Source organism: Sulfitobacter sp. CW3, from assembly GCF_019392245.1.
Lineage (GTDB): Bacteria > Pseudomonadota > Alphaproteobacteria > Rhodobacterales > Rhodobacteraceae > Sulfitobacter.
In genome coordinates this window covers 344,489-365,078 of the sequence record NZ_JAHXRL010000001.1, presented here as the reverse complement: position 1 = coordinate 365,078, position 20,590 = coordinate 344,489, and the positions used below count along the sequence as shown (strand labels likewise).

The 20,590-nt window shown below is 57.6% G+C and carries 22 protein-coding genes; 16 read left to right on the top strand and 6 right to left on the bottom strand.

Annotated elements, in window-relative coordinates; translation table 11 throughout:
* Window positions 1–74: 74 nt before the first annotated feature.
* Complete coding sequence (locus tag KZZ06_RS01600; protein WP_219578273.1) at window positions 75–470, bottom strand: cupin domain-containing protein; 396 nt, start codon at window positions 468–470, stop codon at window positions 75–77.
* Window positions 471–816: 346 nt separating this feature from the next.
* Here KZZ06_RS01600 and KZZ06_RS01595 point away from each other — a divergent pair, with 346 nt between their 5' ends.
* From KZZ06_RS01595 to bcmE, 10 genes are all read left to right on the top strand, one after another.
* Complete coding sequence (locus KZZ06_RS01595; protein ID WP_219578272.1) at window positions 817–993, top strand: hypothetical protein; 177 nt, start codon at window positions 817–819, stop codon at window positions 991–993.
* Entirely contained in the window at window positions 993–1,304 is a 312-nt protein-coding gene (locus KZZ06_RS01590) for a hypothetical protein (RefSeq protein ID WP_219578271.1), read from the top strand. Before KZZ06_RS01595 ends, KZZ06_RS01590 begins: the two co-directional genes overlap by 1 nt.
* Before the next feature lie 79 nt (window positions 1,305–1,383).
* Complete coding sequence (locus KZZ06_RS01585; protein ID WP_219578270.1) at window positions 1,384–2,046, top strand: ZIP family metal transporter; 663 nt, start codon at window positions 1,384–1,386, stop codon at window positions 2,044–2,046.
* 125 nt (window positions 2,047–2,171) lie between these two features.
* On the top strand, window positions 2,172–2,531 hold the full coding sequence (locus KZZ06_RS01580; protein ID WP_308339989.1) for a carboxymuconolactone decarboxylase family protein: 360 nt from the start codon (window positions 2,172–2,174) through the stop codon (window positions 2,529–2,531).
* A 40-nt stretch (window positions 2,532–2,571) separates the two neighbouring features.
* Window positions 2,572–3,540, top strand: coding sequence for a thiamine pyrophosphate-dependent dehydrogenase E1 component subunit alpha (locus tag KZZ06_RS01575; RefSeq protein WP_257884150.1), 969 nt, complete (start codon window positions 2,572–2,574; stop codon window positions 3,538–3,540).
* A gap of 22 nt (window positions 3,541–3,562) precedes the next feature.
* On the top strand, window positions 3,563–4,573 hold the full coding sequence (locus KZZ06_RS01570; RefSeq protein WP_219578267.1) for an alpha-ketoacid dehydrogenase subunit beta: 1,011 nt from the start codon (window positions 3,563–3,565) through the stop codon (window positions 4,571–4,573).
* Window positions 4,573–4,884 (top strand): biotin/lipoyl-containing protein, encoded by a 312-nt coding sequence (locus KZZ06_RS01565; protein ID WP_219578266.1) that lies wholly within the window; start codon window positions 4,573–4,575, stop codon window positions 4,882–4,884. The genes KZZ06_RS01570 and KZZ06_RS01565 overlap by 1 nt, the downstream gene beginning before the upstream one ends.
* Window positions 4,885–4,917: 33 nt before the next feature.
* Complete coding sequence (locus KZZ06_RS01560; protein WP_219578265.1) at window positions 4,918–5,229, top strand: DUF6506 family protein; 312 nt, start codon at window positions 4,918–4,920, stop codon at window positions 5,227–5,229.
* 41 nt (window positions 5,230–5,270) lie between these two features.
* A complete protein-coding gene (locus KZZ06_RS01555; RefSeq protein ID WP_219578264.1) occupies window positions 5,271–6,029 on the top strand; it encodes a 2-oxo acid dehydrogenase subunit E2 in 759 nt (252 codons plus the stop codon).
* Window positions 6,030–6,322: 293 nt separating this feature from the next.
* Window positions 6,323–7,834 (top strand): thiamine pyridinylase, encoded by a 1,512-nt coding sequence (gene bcmE / locus KZZ06_RS01550; protein WP_219578263.1) that lies wholly within the window; start codon window positions 6,323–6,325, stop codon window positions 7,832–7,834.
* A 176-nt stretch (window positions 7,835–8,010) separates the two neighbouring features.
* Here the strand turns inward: bcmE and KZZ06_RS01545 are convergent, their stop codons facing one another.
* The gene (locus KZZ06_RS01545) at window positions 8,011–8,778 is read right to left on the bottom strand and encodes a DeoR/GlpR family DNA-binding transcription regulator (RefSeq protein ID WP_219578262.1); all 768 of its coding nucleotides are present in this window, start codon (window positions 8,776–8,778) and stop codon (window positions 8,011–8,013) included.
* Window positions 8,779–8,947: 169 nt separating this feature from the next.
* On the opposite strand from KZZ06_RS01545, the gene KZZ06_RS01540 reads away from it, so the two are divergent.
* From KZZ06_RS01540 to KZZ06_RS01515, 6 genes are read left to right on the top strand one after another with little or no spacing between them, the layout of a single operon-like run.
* Window positions 8,948–9,916 (top strand): ABC transporter substrate-binding protein, encoded by a 969-nt coding sequence (locus KZZ06_RS01540; protein ID WP_219578261.1) that lies wholly within the window; start codon window positions 8,948–8,950, stop codon window positions 9,914–9,916.
* The gene (locus tag KZZ06_RS01535) at window positions 9,916–11,619 is read left to right on the top strand and encodes an iron ABC transporter permease (RefSeq protein ID WP_219578260.1); all 1,704 of its coding nucleotides are present in this window, start codon (window positions 9,916–9,918) and stop codon (window positions 11,617–11,619) included. Before KZZ06_RS01540 ends, KZZ06_RS01535 begins: the two co-directional genes overlap by 1 nt.
* Window positions 11,607–12,650, top strand: a complete 1,044-nt coding sequence (locus tag KZZ06_RS01530) for an ABC transporter ATP-binding protein (RefSeq protein WP_219578259.1) — start codon at window positions 11,607–11,609, stop codon at window positions 12,648–12,650. Before KZZ06_RS01535 ends, KZZ06_RS01530 begins: the two co-directional genes overlap by 13 nt.
* Window positions 12,651–12,701: 51 nt before the next feature.
* The gene (locus KZZ06_RS01525) at window positions 12,702–13,718 is read left to right on the top strand and encodes an MBL fold metallo-hydrolase (protein ID WP_257884149.1); all 1,017 of its coding nucleotides are present in this window, start codon (window positions 12,702–12,704) and stop codon (window positions 13,716–13,718) included.
* Window positions 13,715–14,260 (top strand): histidine phosphatase family protein, encoded by a 546-nt coding sequence (locus KZZ06_RS01520; protein WP_219578257.1) that lies wholly within the window; start codon window positions 13,715–13,717, stop codon window positions 14,258–14,260. Before KZZ06_RS01525 ends, KZZ06_RS01520 begins: the two co-directional genes overlap by 4 nt.
* Window positions 14,257–14,721, top strand: a complete 465-nt coding sequence (locus KZZ06_RS01515; protein ID WP_219578256.1) for an HAD family acid phosphatase — start codon at window positions 14,257–14,259, stop codon at window positions 14,719–14,721. Before KZZ06_RS01520 ends, KZZ06_RS01515 begins: the two co-directional genes overlap by 4 nt.
* Before the next feature lie 552 nt (window positions 14,722–15,273).
* Here the strand turns inward: KZZ06_RS01515 and KZZ06_RS01510 are convergent.
* From KZZ06_RS01510 to KZZ06_RS01495, 4 genes are read right to left on the bottom strand one after another with little or no spacing between them, the layout of a single operon-like run.
* Window positions 15,274–16,971, bottom strand: a complete 1,698-nt coding sequence (locus KZZ06_RS01510; RefSeq protein WP_219578255.1) for an ABC transporter ATP-binding protein — start codon at window positions 16,969–16,971, stop codon at window positions 15,274–15,276.
* Window positions 16,972–17,002: 31 nt separating this feature from the next.
* The gene (locus KZZ06_RS01505; protein ID WP_219578254.1) at window positions 17,003–17,767 is read right to left on the bottom strand and encodes an ABC transporter ATP-binding protein; all 765 of its coding nucleotides are present in this window, start codon (window positions 17,765–17,767) and stop codon (window positions 17,003–17,005) included.
* Window positions 17,764–19,731, bottom strand: coding sequence for a Fe(3+)-hydroxamate ABC transporter permease FhuB (gene fhuB / locus KZZ06_RS01500; RefSeq protein ID WP_219578253.1), 1,968 nt, complete (start codon window positions 19,729–19,731; stop codon window positions 17,764–17,766). The genes KZZ06_RS01505 and fhuB overlap by 4 nt, the downstream gene beginning before the upstream one ends.
* The gene (locus KZZ06_RS01495) at window positions 19,728–20,588 is read right to left on the bottom strand and encodes an ABC transporter substrate-binding protein (RefSeq protein ID WP_219578252.1); all 861 of its coding nucleotides are present in this window, start codon (window positions 20,586–20,588) and stop codon (window positions 19,728–19,730) included. Before KZZ06_RS01495 ends, fhuB begins: the two co-directional genes overlap by 4 nt.
* Between the last annotated feature and the right edge of the window lie 2 nt (window positions 20,589–20,590).

Here is a 20,590-nt window from a genome sequence, read left to right as displayed (position 1 = left end):
TGCGTGTTCTTGCTAGCTGTGAAAGCTGGGGCAAGATCACCATCCAAGATGGCCATTCGCGCAGCGCTGTTAGCTCATTCCGTTGTACGTCCGTCGAAATGTTCGTGTGACGCATCCGCGTCCGCTTTCGACTTGTGAATGGTCCCATCAAGATGCTCTGGCGGGCCATAGATCGTGTAGAGCCGTAGTGGCGTTGATCCCGTATTTACGACGTTATGCAAGGCACCTGCGGGCACGATCACACCATCATCAGCGCTTACCTGATTGGCGACACCGTCAATTCTGACTTCACCGGTGCCCTGCTCGAAACGAAAAAACTGATCGCGATCTTCATGAACTTCTTCGCCGATGTCTTCTCCCGGTTGGAGCGCCATTAAAACCAGCTGGATATTCTGACCCGTATAGAGAACTTGTCGGAAGTTGTTGTTTTCCTCAGTCAGCTTTTCGATGTTGTCAGCAAAGCCCTTCATTTGATCGTCTCCTTTAGTTTGCGCGAAGTGGTCTGATTGAAATCGTCATCCCTGACTACTGCATGAAAACATCGGCCTCATGACATGGATCAATTTCCAAGGGGTCCAGCGGTCGAATTCAGGCGGCTGTTTTCGGTGTGATGGCGGGTTTCATCCTGAGCCGCCAAGAACCTGCACGATCAGCACTGGTACGGTGCCGATATGGATCGTTCAGAGGTCAGCCAATTGAGATACATCAATACCGTCTTTCCCGCAGCGACGTATGAGAAGGTGCGGCAGTGCATCAGCCAGATTTGGCCCTGTGAATGCCCGCAATAGAAACAAGCCTTGGAGAAGGAGAGCGGCGATGAATAAGGTCACGTACAAAGGGACTGGGCAGATGTTGGGCTCCCTAAACGGCGAGACGTTTTCTGCCATTAAAGCATCTGGGACACCTTTCAGTGGTATTGCTGGCCAAGGTGACCGGGAACGTCGTGGAACGGCAAATACAGCCCTGTTCCCTCTTTCAAGCGAGGCACTGTAATGGACCAAGATCTCCTGAAAAAAGCCCTGCTTGATCCGCCCGCTGTTTTCCCTTCGCCTGCGACTGTATTGGCTGATCCGACGTTGACGGACCCGCAAAAGGTCGAAATCCTTCGCCGGTGGGAATATGACGCCTGCGAAGTCAGCGTCGCCGAGGAAGAAGGCATGCCCGCACGAAACGGCGCGATGCTGCAACAGATATTGCAGGCATTGGATACGCTTGTCGGGGACATCGACACCGACAAAACGCCGCCAACAAAACAAGGTGGTCTTGGACGTGACGCGCTGACACCACCAAAGCAACGTAAGTAAGCCATTGAACGCGGTTTCATTAGTACCGGCGGCAGTCTGGGTCAGTCTCCTTGCGGGGCTGGTTACGACGGTGGGCATTATGATCGCACGACGTTTCAGCGACTGGGGTCGCCAGAACGCCGTGTATTTTGCATGCTTCGCCGCCGGCGTGCTGATTGCGGTCTCGTTTTTGCACCTGATGCCCAAAAGCATCGAGCTGAGCAGCCAAGGCCCGGTTCTGATGCTGGCCGGATATCTGGTGATGCATTTCTTGAACCGGTTTCTGACAACACAGGTTTGCGACAAGCCGACGACGGCAGATTATGCAATCGGCCTTGTCACCATGCTGGGCATCGGATTTCATTCGCTGATTGACGGCGTGATGTATTCGATCACCTTTACCGTTAGCTTTTTCACCGGGGCGTTATCAGCGATAGGGATGGTCCTGCACGAATTCCCCGAAGGCATCATCACCTATGTTCTACTACTGAAAAGCGGGTTCAGCGACAAACGCGCCTTCTGGCTTGCCTTTGGTGCGGCCGCTGCGACAACGCCAATCGGCACGCTGTCATCCTATTGGTGGATCACCTCCGCCGGTAAACCTTTGGTGGGAAACCTGCTGGCACTGTCAGCGGGTGCCCTGTTCTATGTTGGCGCGACGCACCTTCTACCGATGGCAGAACGCGAACCACGCAAACTCTCCCTTATTGCATTGGGTGCAGGCGTCGCGACAGCGTTAGGCATCACGCTGAGTATGCGATAGCGCGCCGACCGCAGGATGTTGCGCCCGGCACCGTCCTGCCCCCCTCAGAGCCCTTGATCGATATCAATTCAAGACGCCCAGTCATGTGCTTTTGTTCCTTTAGTGGAAACAATCGGAGCACGACCGTGAAAGACTATTCTACAATCGCAAGTGAGTATCACAGCGGCTTTGGCAACCTGGCCAAGGCCATCCCCGGCCCCGCTTCCAGCTTTCAGGATTTGATGGTTGCGGCGACCAAGGACGGCGTCCTTTCCACCAAAACAAAAGAGCTGATCGCATTTGCCATCGGTATCACAGTCCGCTGCGACGGCTGTTTGGCACATCATGCCCAAGCCGTCCTGAAAGCGGGTGCGACCCGTGAGGAAGTGGCCGAGATGATTGCCGTTACGCTGTTGATGGGGGGAGGCCCCTCGTCCGTTTATGGCGTCGAAGCGATGCGCGCCTATGACGAATTTGCGGCCAAACAGACCGCCGCCGCTGAATAACCCCCAATTCGCAGAAACACCGGAGAAGGAAGACGTGACCATGAAAATCGATAAACAAGGACTGCTCGAAGGCTACCGCACCATGCGCACCATTCGCGAATTCGAAGAGCGTGTGCACAAAGAATTCATGACGGGTCAAATCCCCGGTTTCGTCCATCTGTACGCAGGTGAAGAAGCGTCCGCGACAGCGGTTTGCCAGCAGCTTGGCGAGCACGACACCGTTGCCAGTACCCACCGCGGTCACGGCCATGCCATCGCCAAAGGCTGCGATGTCAAAGGCATGATGAAAGAGATTTACGGGCGCGCTGACGGTCTTTGTGCCGGCAAGGGCGGCTCAATGCACATTGCTGATCTGGACGTTGGCATGCTGGGTGCAAACGGTATCGTCGGTGCCGGGTCGCCCCTTGCTTGCGGTGCGGCGCTCAGCGCTAAGACACTGAAAACCGGTGGTCTTTCGGTTTCATTCTTTGGGGATGGCGCGTTCAATCAGGGAACGACGGCTGAATCGATGAACTTTGCCCGCGTCTATGACCTGCCGGTTCTATTCGTTCTCGAAGACAACGGTTATGCGGAATCCACGTCAAGTTCATGGTCAATCGGCGGCAACAATCCGGTCCGCCGCGCCGAAGGGTTCGGGATCGAAGGCACGCGCGTTGATGGCCACGATTACTTTGCGGTTTACCGCGCTGCGCAAGAGGCTGTCGAAGCCATTCGCAGCGGTACTGGCCCGCGCTTTATCCATATCGAATTCACCCGCTACTACGGCCATTTCGAGGGCGATGCGTCGTCCTACAAGCCATTGGATGAGGTCAAGGACGAGCGCCGATATCTGGATGCGCTAAAGTTCTTTCGAGCGCGCACAACTGGCGGCGGCATGCTGAAAATCGAAGATCTCGATGCGATCGATAAAGAGGTGGAAACCCTGATTGACGCGTCCGTCAAAGAGGCCAAAGCCGCCCCGCCCCCGGACCTCTCAACTCTCACCACTGACGTCTATTTGTCTTATTGATCTTGGAATTCGGAGAAACATTATGTCTGTAAAATCATTTCGCGAAGCCCTCAATGAAGCCATGCGTGACGAGATGCGTCGCGACCCCACAGTTATCCTACTGGGCGAAGACATTGCCGGTGGTATGGGATCGGGTGGCGAACAAGATGCTTGGGGCGGTGTGCTTGGCGCGACCAAAGGGTTGATGCCTGAATTCGGCCGCGAGCGGGTGCTGGACACCCCCATTACTGAAAGCGCTTTCATTGGTGCAGCGGCAGGTGCCGCGCTGACCGGTTTGCGTCCCGTCGCTCAGTTGATGTTTATCGACTTCTTCGGGGTTTGCGGCGACCAGATCATGAACCAGATGGCCAAATTCCGCTATATGTTTGGTGGCAAAGCGAAAACGCCTTGTGTGGTGCGCACGCTTTATGGTGCGGGTTTCGGTGGCGCGAGCCAGCACAGCCAAAGCCTGTATCCCATGCTGACCCATATACCGGGGCTAAAGGTTGTCATCCCCTCCTCCCCCTACGAGGCCAAGGGCCTGATGACGCAGGCGATCCGGGATGATGATCCGGTCATCTTTTTCGAACACAACACGATGTTTGACGACAAAGAAGAAGTGCCAGACGAGCCCTATACAATTCCATTCGGCCAAGCGCGCACTGTCCGCGAGGGCAAGGATGTCACCATCGTCGCGATTGGGATGATGGTCGGACGTGCCAAGGCCGCAGCAGACGAGATGGCCAAGGACGGGATCGAGTGTACGTTGCTGGACCCCCGCACGACATCGCCCCTTGATGAGGAAGCGATCATCGCGTCGGTGAAAAAGACCGGACGGTTGATTGTTGTCGACGAGGCATCGCCGCGCTGTGGCATGGCCTCCGACATTTCGGCAATCGTTGCGGAACATGCCTTTGACGCGCTCAAGGCCCCGATCAAACGGGTAACGCCGCCACATGCGCCGGTGCCGTTCGCGCCAAATCTCGAGAAAGCGTATCTGCCGAGTGTCGATGGCATTCAGACTGCAATTCGTGCGGTTATGGGGGTAAAGTAATGGCGGGTCAGGAAATCATCGCAATCGTCATGCCGAAACTGGGCATGACGATGACCGAAGGAAAAGTCGTCGACTGGCAGGTGAAAGCCGGTGATGAGGTCCAAGAAGGCGACGAGGTGGTCGGCATCGAAACCGAGAAAATCACCAATTCCTGCGAGGCACCAGCCGACGGCATCTTTCGTCGCCGCGTTGCCCACGAAGGCGATACGCTTTTGGTTGGGCACCTGATCGGCATCATTGCCAAGGCCGACACAAGCGAGGCTGACATCGACAGCTTTATCGCCAACTTCAAACCCGAGGAGGAGGTGTAATCGCCTTATGGCGATGCCTCTTGATGTGATTATATGACTCTGAAAGCAGCATTTATTTTTCTGGCAGACGGTGCCAATTCCGCGACGGACCGCCAGATCGTGACAACGCCAAGCGTTGATCTAACAGTCGTCGGAACGGCCAACTATGCGGACGCCGAACAAGTGGTTCAAGCATTGGTCGCTGACGGCATTCAGGCAATCGAACTATGCGGCGGTTTCGGTACGTCTGGTGCCGCCAGAATGGCCACAGCCGCCGCGGGCAAAGCCGCAGTTGGTGTGGTCCGGTTCGACAACCATCCCGGCCTGGACGGCAAAAGCGGCGATACCATTTTCGCTGGTGCCTAAGGTCGAGCAGCGCAAATAACCCGTTTAGAGTGGACAGTATCATGCCCAAGTCAGACACCACCAAAGACCAACGCCTGAGCGTGCCATCATATGACTATAGCTTGTTCGGCGATGTCGACACACAGCCGTTGGACAATATCCGGCAGATCATTGGCCGTCGCATGGCCGCAAGCTGGCAGAATGTTCCGCATGTCACCCATCACGAACAGGTCGACATTACCGATCTCGAAGCGCTCCGGCACAAGATGAATGACGATAGCGGTGAGAGCGGGCAAAAACTGTCGACGCTGTCGTTTATCATCAGGGCGTGTCTGCTCGGGCTCAAGGAATATCCGGACGTCAATTCGTCGCTCGGAGAGGACGGTAAAGAGCTGTATGTGAAGCGATATTACAACATCGGTATGGCCGTAGACACGCCCGCTGGTCTGATCGTGCCGGTTCTTAAAGGCGCGGACAAACTGGACCTGACGCAAACCGCAGCGGCGGTTGCCGATCTGGCCGGCAAAGCCCGCACCGGCAAGTTGGGATTTGCGGATGCCGAAGGCGGGACCTTTACAATCACCAGCCTTGGCAAGATCGGCGGCACAGGCTTTACCCCGATCATCAACGCCCCCGAAGTTGCCATTCTGGGCGTGTCATGTGCGCGGCAAAATCCCGTTGAATTCAAAGGCAAGATCGCATTGCGCACCATGCTGCCTTTGTCGTTATCTTATGATCACAGGGTGATTGATGGCGCAAAAGCCGCGCGGTTTGTCGGGTATGTTCGGGACGCATTACAAAGCCCCAAGGGCCTGATCTGAAAATCACTGTTGGCATGACCACGTGAGCCACTTCACAAGTTAGCCCTCCGATTTCACCCCATTCAACCAAGCACCACGCGCGCCCTCTCCGGGGGCGCGTATTCAATTGCGGATTAGCGCAAATGAATAACCTCATTTTGCAGGGGCTGATCACGCTTGGCTGAGGGTCAAGCGTCCCTCGTGAAGCCCTGATCAATCCAATAACGTTATGGAAACGTTGACGGGCTGAGTGGTCGGTGGCATATTCAACCTACGGTTTAATTTTATTTATACATTTTTTTGGAGGAATTTTAATGCGTATTTTCGGCTTTTCATTTCCTATTCTCATGGCAGGGTTAACTTGCACCGCGCAGCCTGCGCTGGCGAATACCTGCGATACCAAATGCACAACGGGCCAGCAGAATTGCGTCACAGCGGCGCTTTACCCCTATGTTCCAAATATCGAAGACTTCGCCACTGCAATCTGTTCGGCCTGGACGGCAGACGCCCCCGGTCAACAGCTTTACCTGATCAAAGATGGAAACGTCTGGGACGGGGGATATACCTCAAACCCCGTTTACACAGACGGGAGCGGCAACCAAACGCCCATCGATGTGTTCACATATGATGCGATGTATCTGCAATACTGGGAAACCCAAACCGCGCCCATCGCGGCAAATTACATCACTGACGCCAGCGATTTTGCTGACTACGCGACTGCGCGGCTTGGCACGGCGAGCGGGGCAATGACAGCTTTGCCGATGCTTGGGTGCACCAACTTGATGTTCTACCGGTCAGGCGATGCCGCGCTGGATGGCGTCAGCACATTCACAGAATATCTGACCACCAACGGATCAAACATCTTTAAAAGCCCGGTACCCTTTGATGAAACGGGCGTGATGTACGACATGAGCGGCAAGACCACAGCCGGGGTCGACTATATGATTTATGCCTACATGAACGGCGGCACCTACCCTGCCCTGACAGACCCGCTTGATCCGACGATCATTTCAGCCTTAACACAGCTTTCCGAACGGTCGAGCTATTACAACGCATTGACCGGCGCGATCCCTCCTTTGCCTGGCGTTGAAGATGCCTATATCCGCGCCGGATATCTAAGCGAAGGTTATGGCCGGACAACCATTGGGTTCTCTGAAAGCATGTCCCAAATGACTGATACCACGCGCGACAATATTAAACTCAAGGCGTTTCCATGGAGCACTGCCGCAAGCAGCAAGAACATGTTTTATTCTGATGTGGTCGGCGTGAACACCGCCTCGCCTGCCTTGGGGCAAGGCAATGACGCGCCCTATATGCTGGCCAATGTCATGACACGTGCCGACGTCATGCAGGCCTCGATCGCGCCATCCGCGGCTGACGTATCGTACCTGTTCCCCGCGCGCAAAAGCGTTCTTGCGGACCTCGCCCAGACCTACCCGCCATACGAACAGATGCAGACGGTTTTAAACGACCAACCGACGGAACTGGTCGTCATGCCCACAACTGACCGGACGGCATTCCACAGCTTTGGCGGCACGGTGCGCGATACGGTGAAAACCGATTTCTCTGGCGGATGTGACATCGAGACCTCAACACCCATCTATTCGAATTCCAACGCCGCGCAGGTATGTCCCGCTGTGTGTTCCAGCAGCGGCGGTTGGAGCGGATCATGGACCAATGAAGCACCACCAGCCTGGCCAGATTACACCGCATGCGGCTGCAATACCTGCACGCAGGATTCACCGGTCCCGCCCCAACTGGTGCATAGTTTATCCGTTGTAAAAGACCCCGATCATCCAGTGCACTTGCGGTATCAGCGTAACTAAACAAACAGATCAAGCGGGCGGTGATATCTGGATGACGTCTTAATCGACTGGATCTGACGTCGCTTTTGAACCGCCCCAACCGTTAAACAAGAGCGCCCTAGCGGCGCTCTTGACGTCTGCTGAAACAGGCTCGGGTCGTCCGCGTCTCTACAAGGGATCACTTGCCGCGCCGAGCCCTATACGGAAATGATCTGGCAGGCATAGCGGGCGCAGTTTTGCACGACATCCGCCCTAAGCTCTGCGGTGGTCACGATGAAATCGTATTCCCACAAATGGCCGTGTTGGCAGGCTAAATCCAGATCGGCTTTTTCCATGTCAGCCACTAGAATTGTTGTATTTGCACAGTTGGCAATTGCTTTGCGCGCCAAGACTTCATCGGAATTGTAATCCAGCACCGCGCCCGAAGACGACAAGCCGCCGCAACTGAAAACCGCATAATCCACGCGGTATTTCGCATAGAACTCAAGCGCTGCGGCACCGATCATGTCCAAGTCTCGCATACGCACAGACCCGCCCGCCATTTCAACCGCCACGCCAGATGCGTTTTGCAGGGCGCAAACCGCATGGATGCTATTTGACGCGACAAACAGGTTCTTATGGGATGCCAAAAACAGCGCACAATGTTCAACCGTGGTCCCCGTGCCCAACGCCACGCGGGCACCGTCGGGGATCAGGTTTTTCACCGCCAAAGCGATCCGTTGTTTTTCCTGCCGCGACATCCGTGCGCGTGGGTGGTATCCGATGTTTTCGCTTTGTTGGCGCAACTGCACTCTGCCATTGCGCCGCTGCACCAATGCTGCGTCATCCAAAGCCCGCAAATCCGCTCTTATTGTCTGGACCGACACGGCCAGTCGCTCAGAAAGCTCGGCTGCGGAAAGCGCGCCCTCCTCCGACAAAAGCGCGATAATATAATCGCTTCGTTCGCTCAACTCTTTCCGCATCATGAATTTCTTTCGAAAATATCTCAGGTTGAAACGGACGTTAAGACGTAGGTGGATTTTTCGCAATATACTTAAAAACGTTACGCAATTGTCATGAAACCGTTGCAGAAAGTGGGAATAACGCCCCTGTAGACAGCTTTCGTACGAAAGTACTCACCCTCAGGAGAGCCCCATGAAGACCTTCCTTACCACCACTGCGCTCGCGCTTATCGCCAGCACGTCTTTTGCAGATACGATCACCCTTTACACCTCGCAACCCAATGCCGACGCACAAAAAACCGTTGATGCCTTTATGGCGGCAAATCCGGGTACCGACGTCGACTGGGTCCGTGATGGCACAACCAAACTGATGGCCCGTTTGCGTGCCGAGATCGAAGCCGGCAGCCCGCAGCCGGACCTCCTGTTGATTGCGGATACCGTGACGCTGGAAGGCATGGCCCAAGACGGCCTTCTGACTGCCTATCAATCGCCCGAGGCGACCAACTATGACAGCGCGCTTTTTTCTGCCGAGGGTTTTTACCACTCGACCAAGCTGATCACGACCGGCATCGTCTATAATACTGGTGTTGAAAGTGCCCCGACATCCTGGGGTGACCTGACAGATGCTGCGATCAAAGGTCAAATCGCAATGCCCTCCCCGCTGTATTCCGGTGCGGCGCTGATCCATCTGGCCACGCTGACTGGCGACGACAGCCTTGGCTGGGAATATTACGAACAGCTCGCAGCCAACGAGGCGCGTGCCCAAGGCGGCAACGGCGGGACATTCAAGGCCGTCGCATCCGGTGAAAAACCCTATGGCATGGTTGTCGACTTCCTTGCCATTCGCAACAAGGCAGACGGCTCGCCGGTTGAATTCGTGTTCCCCACCGAAGGCGTTTCCTATGTCACCGAGCCGGTGGCGATCATGTCCACTGCAAAGAATGTCGAAGGAGCCGAGAAATTCGTCGATTTCCTGCTCAGCGAAGCTGGGCAAAATCTTGTGCTCGACATGGGGTATATTCCCGCACGTGACGGCATGGGCGTGCCCGAAGGGTTCCCCGCCCGCGACGAGATCAAGCTGATGGATTTCGATCCTGCGGTTGCTCTTAAGAACGCAGATGCCAACAAAGCGAAATTTGCAGAGCTGTTCGGCGCTGAGTGATGAGCGTTGCGATGCAAAAAGGAGGCAGCCGGTCCGAGGGTCGGCTGCTTCGTGCCATTCTGGTTGTGGCGATCTGCCTGACGCTGGCACCTGTCTTGCGTTTGTTCGTAGAGGGGCTGACGGATCAGGGCACTCTGGGGCTATCGCTAGCCTCAAAGGTGTTGTCCCAGCCTTCGACGCTCAGCGCGCTCAAACATTCCTTGATCACTGCGGGCTTTGGCACGCTGGTGTCTTTGGTACTGGGTGCTGCTTTTGCGTTTCTTGTCGCGATTACAGATTTACGGGCAAAAGGCGCGTTGGTTTTTTGCCTGATGATCCCGATGATGATCCCGCCCCAGATTACTGCGCTTTCTTGGACCCAGATCATGGGGCCGTCTTCTGTGCTTTTGAAAACGCTGGGCGTTGCCCCGCCGATGGGATCTCCGCAACCGCTTTATTCGGCCCAAGGGATCATCCTGCTGTTGGGCATCCAGCATATGTCGATCATTTTCCTGACCCTGCGCGCCGGATTGCGTGCGATCCCGCAAGAAGTGGTTGAAGCCGCGCGGATCAGTGGCGCGCGTGGGCTGCGGACATGGTGGCAGGTGGTCATGCCCCTGACCCTGCCCAGTCTAGCTGCTGGCATCGCGATCACGTTCGTTACGGCCTTGGGCAATTTCGGCATCCCCGCGATGCTTGGCATTCCGGCGGGATACGTGACCTTGCCGACGTTGGTTTACCAAAAGCTTGCAGGACTGGGCACCAGCGTGCTGGCCGAAGTTTCGGTTCTTGCGATGCTGATCGGTGCTGTCGCCGTGATCGGCATTATGGTGCAACGGTTCTTCCAGACCCGACAAAAGGTCTATCTGGTCGGGTCAACGTCACGTCCGCTGGCGATCCCGCTGGGGGCCGCGCGCCTACCCGTCGAAATCTTGCTGTGGGCCGTGGTCTGCACGATCCTTGTTCTGCCGATGTTTGGTCTGCTGGCGACGTCGCTGGTGCCGGCATACGGTGTCCCGCTGCGCCTTGATACAGTGACGCTCGCCTCGTGGTGGGAGGTGCTGTTCCGTCAACCAGTGACGACACGGGCCTTCGTAAACTCCTTTAGCCTCGCGTTCGGTGCGGCCGTTGTTCTTATGATCCTGTGTCTGCCGCTGGCATGGCTGATGGAGCGGAACCCGACACGGCTTTCGCGCTTGTTCGATAGCCTGCTGGACCTTCCCTATGCGTTGCCCGGTGTCGTTTTGTCGATTGCGATGATCTTGTTGCTGATCAATTTACCTTTCACCGACGCCACGCTTTACGGCACGGTATGGATCATTTTCCTTGCCTATCTGGCACGGTTTTTCGCGGTGATGTTCCGCCCGATACAGGCCAGCCTGAAACAGCTTGATCCCGCAATGGGCGAAGCCGCGCAATCGGTTGGTGCGTCATTGTTCCAACGCCTGCGCGATGTGATCGTGCCGCTATCGGCCCCAGCTGCGGCTGCGGGCGCAATCCTTGTTTTTCTGACGGCGTTCAATGAACTGACCGTATCCGCGCTGTTGTGGTCATCGGGCACCGAGACATTGGGCGTGGTCATTTTCAATCTGGATGACAGCGGCGAAACCGCCATGGCCAGTGCGCTGGCGATGACCATCGTGATGGTCGTCATGCTGCTGATGGTCGTGGTTCAGCTGTTGTCGCGTCGCTTCCCGAAAGGAGTAGTTCCATGGCAGACATAACATTGTCTTCGATCGGCAAGACATTCGCAGGCACGCCCGCGGTGCAAGACATCTCCACCCGCTTCGAGGATGGAGAGTTCGTCGCCCTTCTTGGGCCATCGGGCTGCGGCAAGACCACGCTTTTGCGCCTGCTGGCAGGGTTCGAGATGCCCAGTTCCGGTCAGATCCGCATCGGCGCGCGCGATATTGCAGATGGCGTGACAGGCACGATGGTGCCGCCCGAAGACCGGAATATGGGGTTTGTATTTCAATCCTATGCGCTTTGGCCGCATATGAGCGTACGCCGCAATGTTTCTTATCCATTGGAAATACGCAGGTTTTCCAAGGCAGAGATTGCCGCACAGACAGATGTCGCCCTGAACGCGACCGGTCTTGTTGAATACGCCGACCGGATGCCATCCGAACTGTCTGGCGGTCAGCGACAGCGGGTGGCGCTGGCGCGGTGCCTTGTATCCGATCCCGACGCGGTTTTGCTAGATGAACCGCTGGCCAATCTTGACGTGGCGCTGCGTGCCTCGATGCAAGCCGTGTTTACCGACTTTCACAAACGCACCGGTGCCACGATGGTCTATGTCACCCATGATCAATCCGAGGCGATGGCGATGGCGGACCGCATTGCGGTCATGGACCGCGGCCGCATTCAGCAGTTCGACACGCCACAAAACCTCTATGAGCGTCCCAAAAACCGCTTTGTCGCCGAATTTGTCGGGCTTGGCACTGTTGTCCCCCTACGCGGTGTCGAAAAGACGGACGCCGCCGCCCATGGCAATGTTCTGGGCAAGCGGATTGCTGTGCAAAGCACCCACAACAGCCCCAGCCATGTCTGCCTGCGCCCCGAAAACCTGACCATTTCTGAAACCGGCGATCTGCGGGCCAAAGTCGCGCGCGTCACCTATCTGGGCGGGAAATACATGCTCGAATCCGTGTCCGAGTGCGGTACGCGGCTGCTGGCGGAAACCCGCGCCAAATTCGATGTCGGCGCGCAGCTCGGCTTAACCATCACCACCCCATGGGCGTTTCACGAGGACTAAATGCAAAGTGTAAGAATACTCTCCGGCATCGGGGACAAAGGCCCTGCCTGCATGCAACTTAACACAGGCAACCAACGCTGGTTGCTGGATTGCGGTTTTGGCCCCGAAGCCCACGCCCAGTTCAATCCTGCGTGGCTTGACGGGGTTGATGCGGTGTTCATCACCCACGACCATATCGACCACATCGGCGGTGCCTCGCATGTGGTCGAGGCAGGGCTGCCGATCTACGCGACGGCCCAAACCGCCAAGGCCCTGCCCCCAGCGGCTGTGGTGCATATCCTTCCCGAACAGGGCGAAAGCGTGATTGGCGGGGTGCGCCTGACCACGGGCCGCAACGGCCACGCGATGGGCGGCGTCTGGATGCATTTTGCCATGGGCGACGGGCTGTTCTATTCTGGCGACTGGTCCGAGGAATCTGATTGGTTTCCCTTTGATCTGCCCCCTGCCGCGGCCACCGCTATTCTGGACTGTTCCTACAACCTTGATGATGTGCCACAAACCGACCGTTTTGAGGCCCTTGATAGGCTGCTGGACGGGCTCGAGGGGCAAGTCCTCTTGCCTGTGCCCCCGTCCGGGCGGGCTGGCGAAATGGCGCTGCACTTGATCAGACGCTACGGAATATCAAGCGTCATGCTGGACCCTGAATGTCAGGCCACCCTACGCGCCGCATTGTCCAGCACAAGCCTTGGCCCGAATGTGCAAGAAATCGCACCGCTGCTAGAGCGCAGCCCGCTTGAGCAAGCCCGGTTTCTGATCTGCGACACCCCCAATGCAGATGGCGGCGCGGCGTGGGGATATGTACGGGCGTGGCATGAAAGCGAACGACTTGGCCGCGAGGCACATGTTGTCTTTACCGGCCACATGACCGCACATGCGCGCGGTATTTGCAGCGTGCCAGGCGGGTATTTCCGGCGTTGGAACGTGCATCCGCCCCTGCGCGATCAGGTCAAGATGCTCGAACGCCTAGGGGCCAAACGCTTTGCGCCCGCGTTTTGCATCCAGCCCGAAGATTACCTGATCGAAGATCTGGGCGTCGAGGTGTTCATGCACGACCTTATCCGCCTATGACCCGCTGGTCCCTGCCCGCGACAAGCTTTTGTCTGATCCGCCACGGCGAAACCACAGCCAATGCGGATAATATAATCGCAGGCATCACCGATGTGCCGTTAAGCGCGCATGGGCGCAACCAAGCCCAGGCCCTGTCGATCCAAGCGTGGCCAGACCAGATCGCCCTGTTCTCAAGCCCGCTGTCGCGCGCCAAAGACACCTGCACCCTAGCGTTTCCCGATCACGAATATGCGCTGCACGACGGACTGCGCGAACGTGACTGGGGCGTGTTTGAGGGGTGCCCCCTTGCGCAACAACCAAACCGCGATGACACGCCACGCGGCGGCGAAAGCTGGCCTGCGATGCTCGGGCGGGTCCATGCCGCCATCAGCGAAATCTGCGCCCTCCGCCACGGCGCGCTGCCTGTGCTTGTCTGCCATTCGGGCATCATCCGCGCCGCACGCGTGCTTTGGACCACTGGCACTGTCGGCGATCGTCCCCCCAATGCCCGACCGATCCTGTTTGAAATATCAGACCACATTATCGAGGAAAAACAGCTATGACATCAATAACACTCACACCCTGCGTCGTCTTCGATGTCGACGGAACATTGGCCGAATTTGACGCCGATAAACTGGGGCATCTGGTGCATGGGCTCGAAAAGCATTGGGACGAATTCCACTTCGCGATGGCCGAGGCCCCTCTTATTGCGCCTGTCGCCAAATTGATGCGACGGTTGAAAGAAAGCGGCGAAACGATCGTGATTTGCTCAGGACGTCCAAGGGGCTGGGCAGAACACACGATCGCATGGCTGCGCAAGCACGACCTACCGTTTGACGGCGTGTACCTGAGAGCCGAAAATCAGGACGAGGCCAGCGACCCTGACGTAAAGCGCCACGCGCTGGCCGAGATGAAAGCAGACGGCTTTAGACCTTGGCTGGTGGTCGATGACCGGAGCTCGGTCGTCGAAGCCTGGCGCGCCGAAGGAATCGTCTGCCTGCAATGCGCACCGGGGGATTTTTGAAAAAGACTTGCGGCTGTCATGTCGCCGGCTCGACGGACTTCGCCCAACATCAAGATGCTTTGTGGTCGGGTAAAGTGCGATGACTTCGAGCCCCACAGAACGCGGGCTTTTGTCGTGACGGTGTGTTTTGGGGTGGCTGCGGAGACGGTCGGCGCTCTGCCCTCTGGGTCGATCGGCACGGATGGGACAAACCAGACCTTGTCATACGATGCATCTAACGACCATCGCCGACCTATTATGTTGCAAAACTCCGCCGCAGCAAAATTGCCGCCGAAACGTAAAGCGCGGTTCTCGCGATACGTGCCTTGGCAAATGTTGTTTGCTGATGGGTAGGTTCGCGGGACTACATTATGGTGATCTATCCCCTTCAGGCGAAGATGTCAGTTTTCAACACAATAAGCCCGTATCATACCCTCTTCTCCGATAGGAAGGGCGGCATATCGCCGTTCGCTGCTCGCGTCAGGCCCGCCATCCACACCGCGAAAAGGTGGGCAGGACGGCGGGGCTTGGAAGCGCGGCGGACACCTTGCAGTATCGTTTGCATCGTCCGTTTCATGACAGTCGGGCGTAAAGCCCGTTTTGGGCGCGTAGGTCGTTATGTGTTCCCGCTTCAACCTTGTACCCGGCCTCCATTACGATGATCTGATCCGCATGTTTCACGGTTTCGAGACGATGCGCTATGATCAGGGTCGTGCGTCCCTTTGAGAGCTGCTCTAGTGCGTGTTGAATATCGCGCTCCGTCTCGCGGTCCAACGCGGAGGTTGCCTCGTCGAGAATGAGGATAGGCGGATTTTTGAGAAAGGCGCGGGCGATGGCGACGCGTTGTTTCTGACCACCCGACAACATCACGCCACGTTCGCCAACAACTGTGTCGAGGCCATCGGGTAAACGCGCAACAAGTGTGCTCAACTGTGCATTTTCGACCGCCGCATTCAGCTCTGCCTCACTGGCACCTAGCTTGCCGTACAGGATGTTGTCACGCAAGGTGGAGCCGAACAGGAACACATCCTGCGACACCAGTCCGATCTGGGACCGCAGACTGTTCAGCGTCATGTCTGCGATGTCGATCCCGTCGATGGTTATTCTCCCGTCGGTCGGATCATAAAACCTTGGCAACAATGCCAATAGCGTCGTTTTTCCAGCGCCGGATGGTCCGACAAATGCCGCGGTTTCCCCTGCTTTTACTGTGAAAGTAACGTCATGGAGGACTGGCAAAGGGCTGTCGTAAGCGAAGGATACATTCTCGAACCGCACCTCACCGTTTGCAACCGGTACCGCGCGGGCGTCCGGGCGATCGCTTACATCGCATTCGGTTGCCAAAAGCTCAACATATCGCTGAAACCCTGCGATGCCACGCGGATAGGTCTCGATCACGGCGGCGATTTTTTCCAGCGGGCGGAAAAACACGCTTACCAGCAGCAAAAACCCGACAAACCCGCCGGTGGTCAATGTGCCCTGAAGCACAAAGCCCGCGCCTGCGACCATCACCACAACCTGCACGAAACGCAGACCCATATATTGTATAGCACTGGCTTTCGCCATGATGGCGTAGGCCGACAATTTGGTTTCGCGATATGCGGCATTGTCTCGGGCAAACAGCTCTTCTTCGTGGCGCTCGTTGCCAAAGGCCTGCACCACGCGGATGCCGCTGATCGCTTCCTCCAGCCGAACGTTAAAAGAGCCGACGCGCGCATAGATATCCCGCCAAGAGCGGGTCATGCGCGCACCGTAAACGGCAACGACCCAGACCATCAGCGGCACAATCACAGCCGTGATCAGGGCAAGGGTGGGATGCAGGTTCATCATCAGCAAAAATGCCCCGACAAAAGTCATCACCGCGATGAAAAGGTCTTCGGGACCGTGATGGGCCACCTCCCCTATTTCTTCAAGATCGCGGGTGACACGGGCCACCAGTTTGCCGGTACGTGCGCGGTCATACCAAAGCCACGACAACCGCGTGAGATGCGCAAAGGCACGGCGACGCATTTCCGTTTCGATCTCAATACCAAGTCGGTGCCCCCAATAAATCACGATCCCCATCAACAGGGTGTTGAATGCATAAACCATCAACAATCCGGTCGCGGCCAGAACGGTCAGCCCCCAATCGCCAAGCGGCAAAAGATGGTCAATGAACGCGGTGATGGCGAGGGGGAAAGCAAGTTCAAGAAGACCGGAGAGAACGGCAGAACCGAAATCGATCCAGAACAGGCGTGTATGGGGTCGGTAGTAGTCAAGAAACTGGCGAAGCATATGGCTGGCTTTCAGATGAATGTATTTTGGATCAAAGCGGATGAACTACGGGGCTGGGCTGGGCATTGATGACCTGCATGGGCAAGCCATAGATACGCTGAAGGGCCTCGGGAGAGAGCAATTCTTCCACCTTTCCCTCAAGCACGACACGCCCTGCATCGAGCGCAATGACATGATCGCAGAACCGCACAGCCATATTGACGTCATGCAAGACAACAACGGCAGAGAGTGCACCTGTGCGCACCGTCTCACGCAACAGGCCCAGCACTTCGATTTGGTGGGCCACATCCAGCGCTGAAATCGGTTCGTCCAGCAACAAAGTACGCGCGCCCTGCGCAAGCATCATGGCGATCCAAGACCGCTGCTTTTCCCCGCCTGACATGGTGTCAACAATTTGGTCGCGCTTGTCCCTCAGGCCGCATTGAGAAATCGCCGCATCAATCAGGCGGTGGTCTTCGGGGCCGAGACGCCCCAGAGCACCGCGCCATGGATAACGCCCAAGCGCGACGAGTTCGCTTAGCAAAAGCCCCTCGGTTGGGGGCGTAACCTGCGGCAGAAAGGCAAGGTCGCGGGCAAAGTCCCGTGTCTTCCAGTCCCGAAGGTCTTTCCCGGCATACTGGATGGCTCCGGCGCTTGGCCGGGTCTGGGCGGCGAGCATTTTCAGGAGGGTCGATTTTCCCGATCCGTTGCGCCCGACAAGCGCCGTGATCCCTGTCTCGACAGACAGGGACAGGTTATCGACAAGCCGTCTGTCGGGCACATCGAAACTGACGTTATCGAGCGTAAAAAGAGTCATCCATGTCTCCGTCCAAGAAGGGCAATGAACAGCCAGGGCGCGCCGATCAGCGTCGCAAAAAGCCCAAGCGGCAGATCATAAGGGTAGCTGGCGGTGCGTGCGCCAAAAGCTGCGAGGCACATCAACAGCGCGCCAAGACACCAGCTCGCGGCAAGAAAGGGGGCTGGTCGCGACAGGCCAAGACTACGCGCAATATGCGGGGCCATTAGACCGATGAAACTCACTGGGCCAACCAACACACTTGCAGCGCCGGTTGCAAGCCCCGCCCCAAGCACAAGGCCAAGCCGCACCCGCCCGACCGGCAGACCCACACCGCGCGCGACATCTGCACCCAAGGGGAGAATGTCGAACCAACGAGAAACCAAAAGCGCCCCGCCCAGCCCTATCACCGCCATGACCGATAGGGCCAGCGCGCCGGAGACAGTGGCGCGCGCGGCGCTCCCTGCAAGCCAGCCCAAAAGCGACCAGGCGCGCGGATCGCCTGAGGCCATGATGGCGGCCAACAGCGCCGAAGCAAAAGCCCCGACAGCCAAGCCCGCCAGCAATAACCGCGCGGGGGCCATGTCGGCGCGTGTGGCATAGGCAGATAGGACAATCAGCGTCACCGCCGCGCCAGTGGAAGACCCCAATGCGAGGGCAAAGGACGAAGGGGCAGGAAACAGAAACAGGGTGGCTGCATATCCCAACGCCGCCCCCCCCGTGACCCCCAGTACTTCGGGCGCGGCCATAGGGTTGGCGGTCACCCGTTGCAACACCGCACCTGACAGGGCCAACAGTGCCCCGGCAGAGGCCGCCGCCAAAATGGCTGTGGCGCGCAGGGGAAGGAAAGTGGCGGCGATGTCACCTGAGATCATCCCCCAGCCATCCGGCCCGCGGCCACCAAACAGGCTCAGGGCGGTCAAGACGAGCGTCGCACAGGCAAGCAAAGCAACCCGTCGCCATGGGTGTTTGGCGCGCGGCGGGAGGGTATCATTGCGTTCGGTTTCAGGCGGCACGATGTTGCGCAGTTTGGGCAGCAAAGCGATCAAAACGGGCCCGCCGATCAACCCGGTCAATGCTCCGGTTGGCAATGTAGGCCCACCAAAGGCCACAAGCGCCATTAACCCGCTATCAACGACAGACAACAGGACCGCCCCGGCAAGCGGTGACGCCAGCAGCACCTGCGTGACAGAGCGCGCACCAAGACGTCGCACCAGCGCCGGAGCGGCCAAACCGACAAAACCGACGAGACCGACCTCGGCGGAGACCATGGCCGAGAGGATCACCGCAAGCGTCAGTGACGCGATCCGTATAAGGCCAACCCGCGCGCCGAGTGCTTGGGCCGTGGCACCGCCAAGGCTAAGAACCACCAGCGGACGCACCAAAATCGCTGCCCCCGCTCCGCCAAGGATCAAAACACCGATAAGCCGAAACACTCCGTGCCAACTGTCTTGTGACAGGGCACCACCATTCCAGATCACCAGCGACAGAAGGTAATGCCCTTGCCCCAAGGTGAGTGCCGTGGAGATGGCAGAGGCGAGCATCCCCACCAACATCCCTGCGATTGTCACAGTGACGGGCGCAAAGCCACGCCGGGCCGCAAGTGCCATGACGATCAACGCCGCCAGACCACCACCAAACAGCGCCACAGGACCGCGCCCAAGCGCCAGAGCTTCGGGCCAGAGAAGGGTGGCGAAAACCAGCGAAAGCTGGGCACCGGAGGCAACGCCGAGCGTGGTCGGATCGGCGAGCGGATTGCGTAGGACCGCCTGCATCAGAGCCCCGGACAGGCCCAGTAATGCGCCAATTATCAGCGCGATCACCGCGCGTGGGATCAGGCCAAAGGCAAAGAAAATCTGCTCAGGCAAAAGGGCATCTGAATCTGCAAAGGGCAGAACCCATTGTGAAAAGGGCAGCGCGTTCAACGCCGCGATACCCCACAAGGCAGCCGAGCATAGAGCGGCAACAAGAAACAGACGGCTCATCTGTGTTCCAAAGCTGTCACAAGGTGATCGGCAAAGCGCAGTGCCGAGGGCGCGCCACCAAAGGGGGTCTTGTCATTCAGATGTAAAACACGTCCCGCGCGCACCGGTTTCAAAGCGGACCAGAGCGCGCTTTGCTCGATGGCCCGGCGTGCAGAGACAGGTAACGCGCCGACAACAACCAGTCGCGCCTCAGGAAAGGCGATAAGTTTCGACAGTGGCACGGGGGCGTTGAAGGCAAATTCAGTGCCGCCGTTCCACGCATTTGAGAGACCGATCCTGGTCAATGCCCCACCATAGATGCTGTCGGTCCCGTAGATTTGAACATGGCGGGCGTCTCCTACCGTCATGAGAATGCAAGGCCTGTCCGAATATTCAGCTGCCTGTTTTGCCAATTGATCGAATGCGGTTTCGTACTCGCCACGGATCTGTTGTCCGCGGGAGCCGAGGTTCAGATGCTCTGCCAAGGCTTCCATGGCGAATAGCACCTTGGGCAGGGTCGGTTCTTGGGGGACAAACAGCTGCCGCGTGTAAACCGGCGCGATACGCTCCAGCTGAGGCTCAACGAAACTGTAGAAATTAGAGGAGAGGATAAGCTCGGGGGCGACGAGGCTCAGCGCTTCGAGATTGGGGGTGCCACGAAGTCCGACGTCGGCGCAGTCCTTTGGGAGTGTGACGGAAGACGCCCGGACGAACTGACGCTTTTCTGCCAATGCCACCAAAGGCAGATGCAAAGCCGCCGCCGTTTCCGCCATCGCCCAATCGATTGCCGCGATGCGCGGCTGGTTGGTTGCCCGCGCAGATGATGCCACAAGAGCCGAAGCTCCTGTGGCAAGAAACGCACGACGCGTTAGGGTCATCA

Coding starts and splice junctions, on each gene's coding strand:
- KZZ06_RS01600 (WP_219578273.1), bottom strand. CDS start 470: ATGAAGGGCTTTGCTGACAACATCGAAAAGCTGACTGAGGAAAACAAC.
- KZZ06_RS01595 (WP_219578272.1), top strand. CDS start 817: ATGAATAAGGTCACGTACAAAGGGACTGGGCAGATGTTGGGCTCCCTA.
- KZZ06_RS01590 (WP_219578271.1), top strand. CDS start 993: ATGGACCAAGATCTCCTGAAAAAAGCCCTGCTTGATCCGCCCGCTGTT.
- KZZ06_RS01585 (WP_219578270.1), top strand. CDS start 1,384: ATGATCGCACGACGTTTCAGCGACTGGGGTCGCCAGAACGCCGTGTAT.
- KZZ06_RS01575 (WP_257884150.1), top strand. CDS start 2,572: ATGAAAATCGATAAACAAGGACTGCTCGAAGGCTACCGCACCATGCGC.
- KZZ06_RS01570 (WP_219578267.1), top strand. CDS start 3,563: ATGTCTGTAAAATCATTTCGCGAAGCCCTCAATGAAGCCATGCGTGAC.
- KZZ06_RS01565 (WP_219578266.1), top strand. CDS start 4,573: ATGGCGGGTCAGGAAATCATCGCAATCGTCATGCCGAAACTGGGCATG.
- KZZ06_RS01560 (WP_219578265.1), top strand. CDS start 4,918: ATGACTCTGAAAGCAGCATTTATTTTTCTGGCAGACGGTGCCAATTCC.
- KZZ06_RS01555 (WP_219578264.1), top strand. CDS start 5,271: ATGCCCAAGTCAGACACCACCAAAGACCAACGCCTGAGCGTGCCATCA.
- bcmE (WP_219578263.1), top strand. CDS start 6,323: ATGCGTATTTTCGGCTTTTCATTTCCTATTCTCATGGCAGGGTTAACT.
- KZZ06_RS01545 (WP_219578262.1), bottom strand. CDS start 8,778: ATGATGCGGAAAGAGTTGAGCGAACGAAGCGATTATATTATCGCGCTT.
- KZZ06_RS01540 (WP_219578261.1), top strand. CDS start 8,948: ATGAAGACCTTCCTTACCACCACTGCGCTCGCGCTTATCGCCAGCACG.
- KZZ06_RS01535 (WP_219578260.1), top strand. CDS start 9,916: ATGAGCGTTGCGATGCAAAAAGGAGGCAGCCGGTCCGAGGGTCGGCTG.
- KZZ06_RS01530 (WP_219578259.1), top strand. CDS start 11,607: ATGGCAGACATAACATTGTCTTCGATCGGCAAGACATTCGCAGGCACG.
- KZZ06_RS01525 (WP_257884149.1), top strand. CDS start 12,702: ATGCAACTTAACACAGGCAACCAACGCTGGTTGCTGGATTGCGGTTTT.
- KZZ06_RS01520 (WP_219578257.1), top strand. CDS start 13,715: ATGACCCGCTGGTCCCTGCCCGCGACAAGCTTTTGTCTGATCCGCCAC.
- KZZ06_RS01515 (WP_219578256.1), top strand. CDS start 14,257: ATGACATCAATAACACTCACACCCTGCGTCGTCTTCGATGTCGACGGA.
- KZZ06_RS01510 (WP_219578255.1), bottom strand. CDS start 16,971: ATGCTTCGCCAGTTTCTTGACTACTACCGACCCCATACACGCCTGTTC.
- KZZ06_RS01505 (WP_219578254.1), bottom strand. CDS start 17,767: ATGACTCTTTTTACGCTCGATAACGTCAGTTTCGATGTGCCCGACAGA.
- fhuB (WP_219578253.1), bottom strand. CDS start 19,731: ATGAGCCGTCTGTTTCTTGTTGCCGCTCTATGCTCGGCTGCCTTGTGG.
- KZZ06_RS01495 (WP_219578252.1), bottom strand. CDS start 20,588: ATGACCCTAACGCGTCGTGCGTTTCTTGCCACAGGAGCTTCGGCTCTT.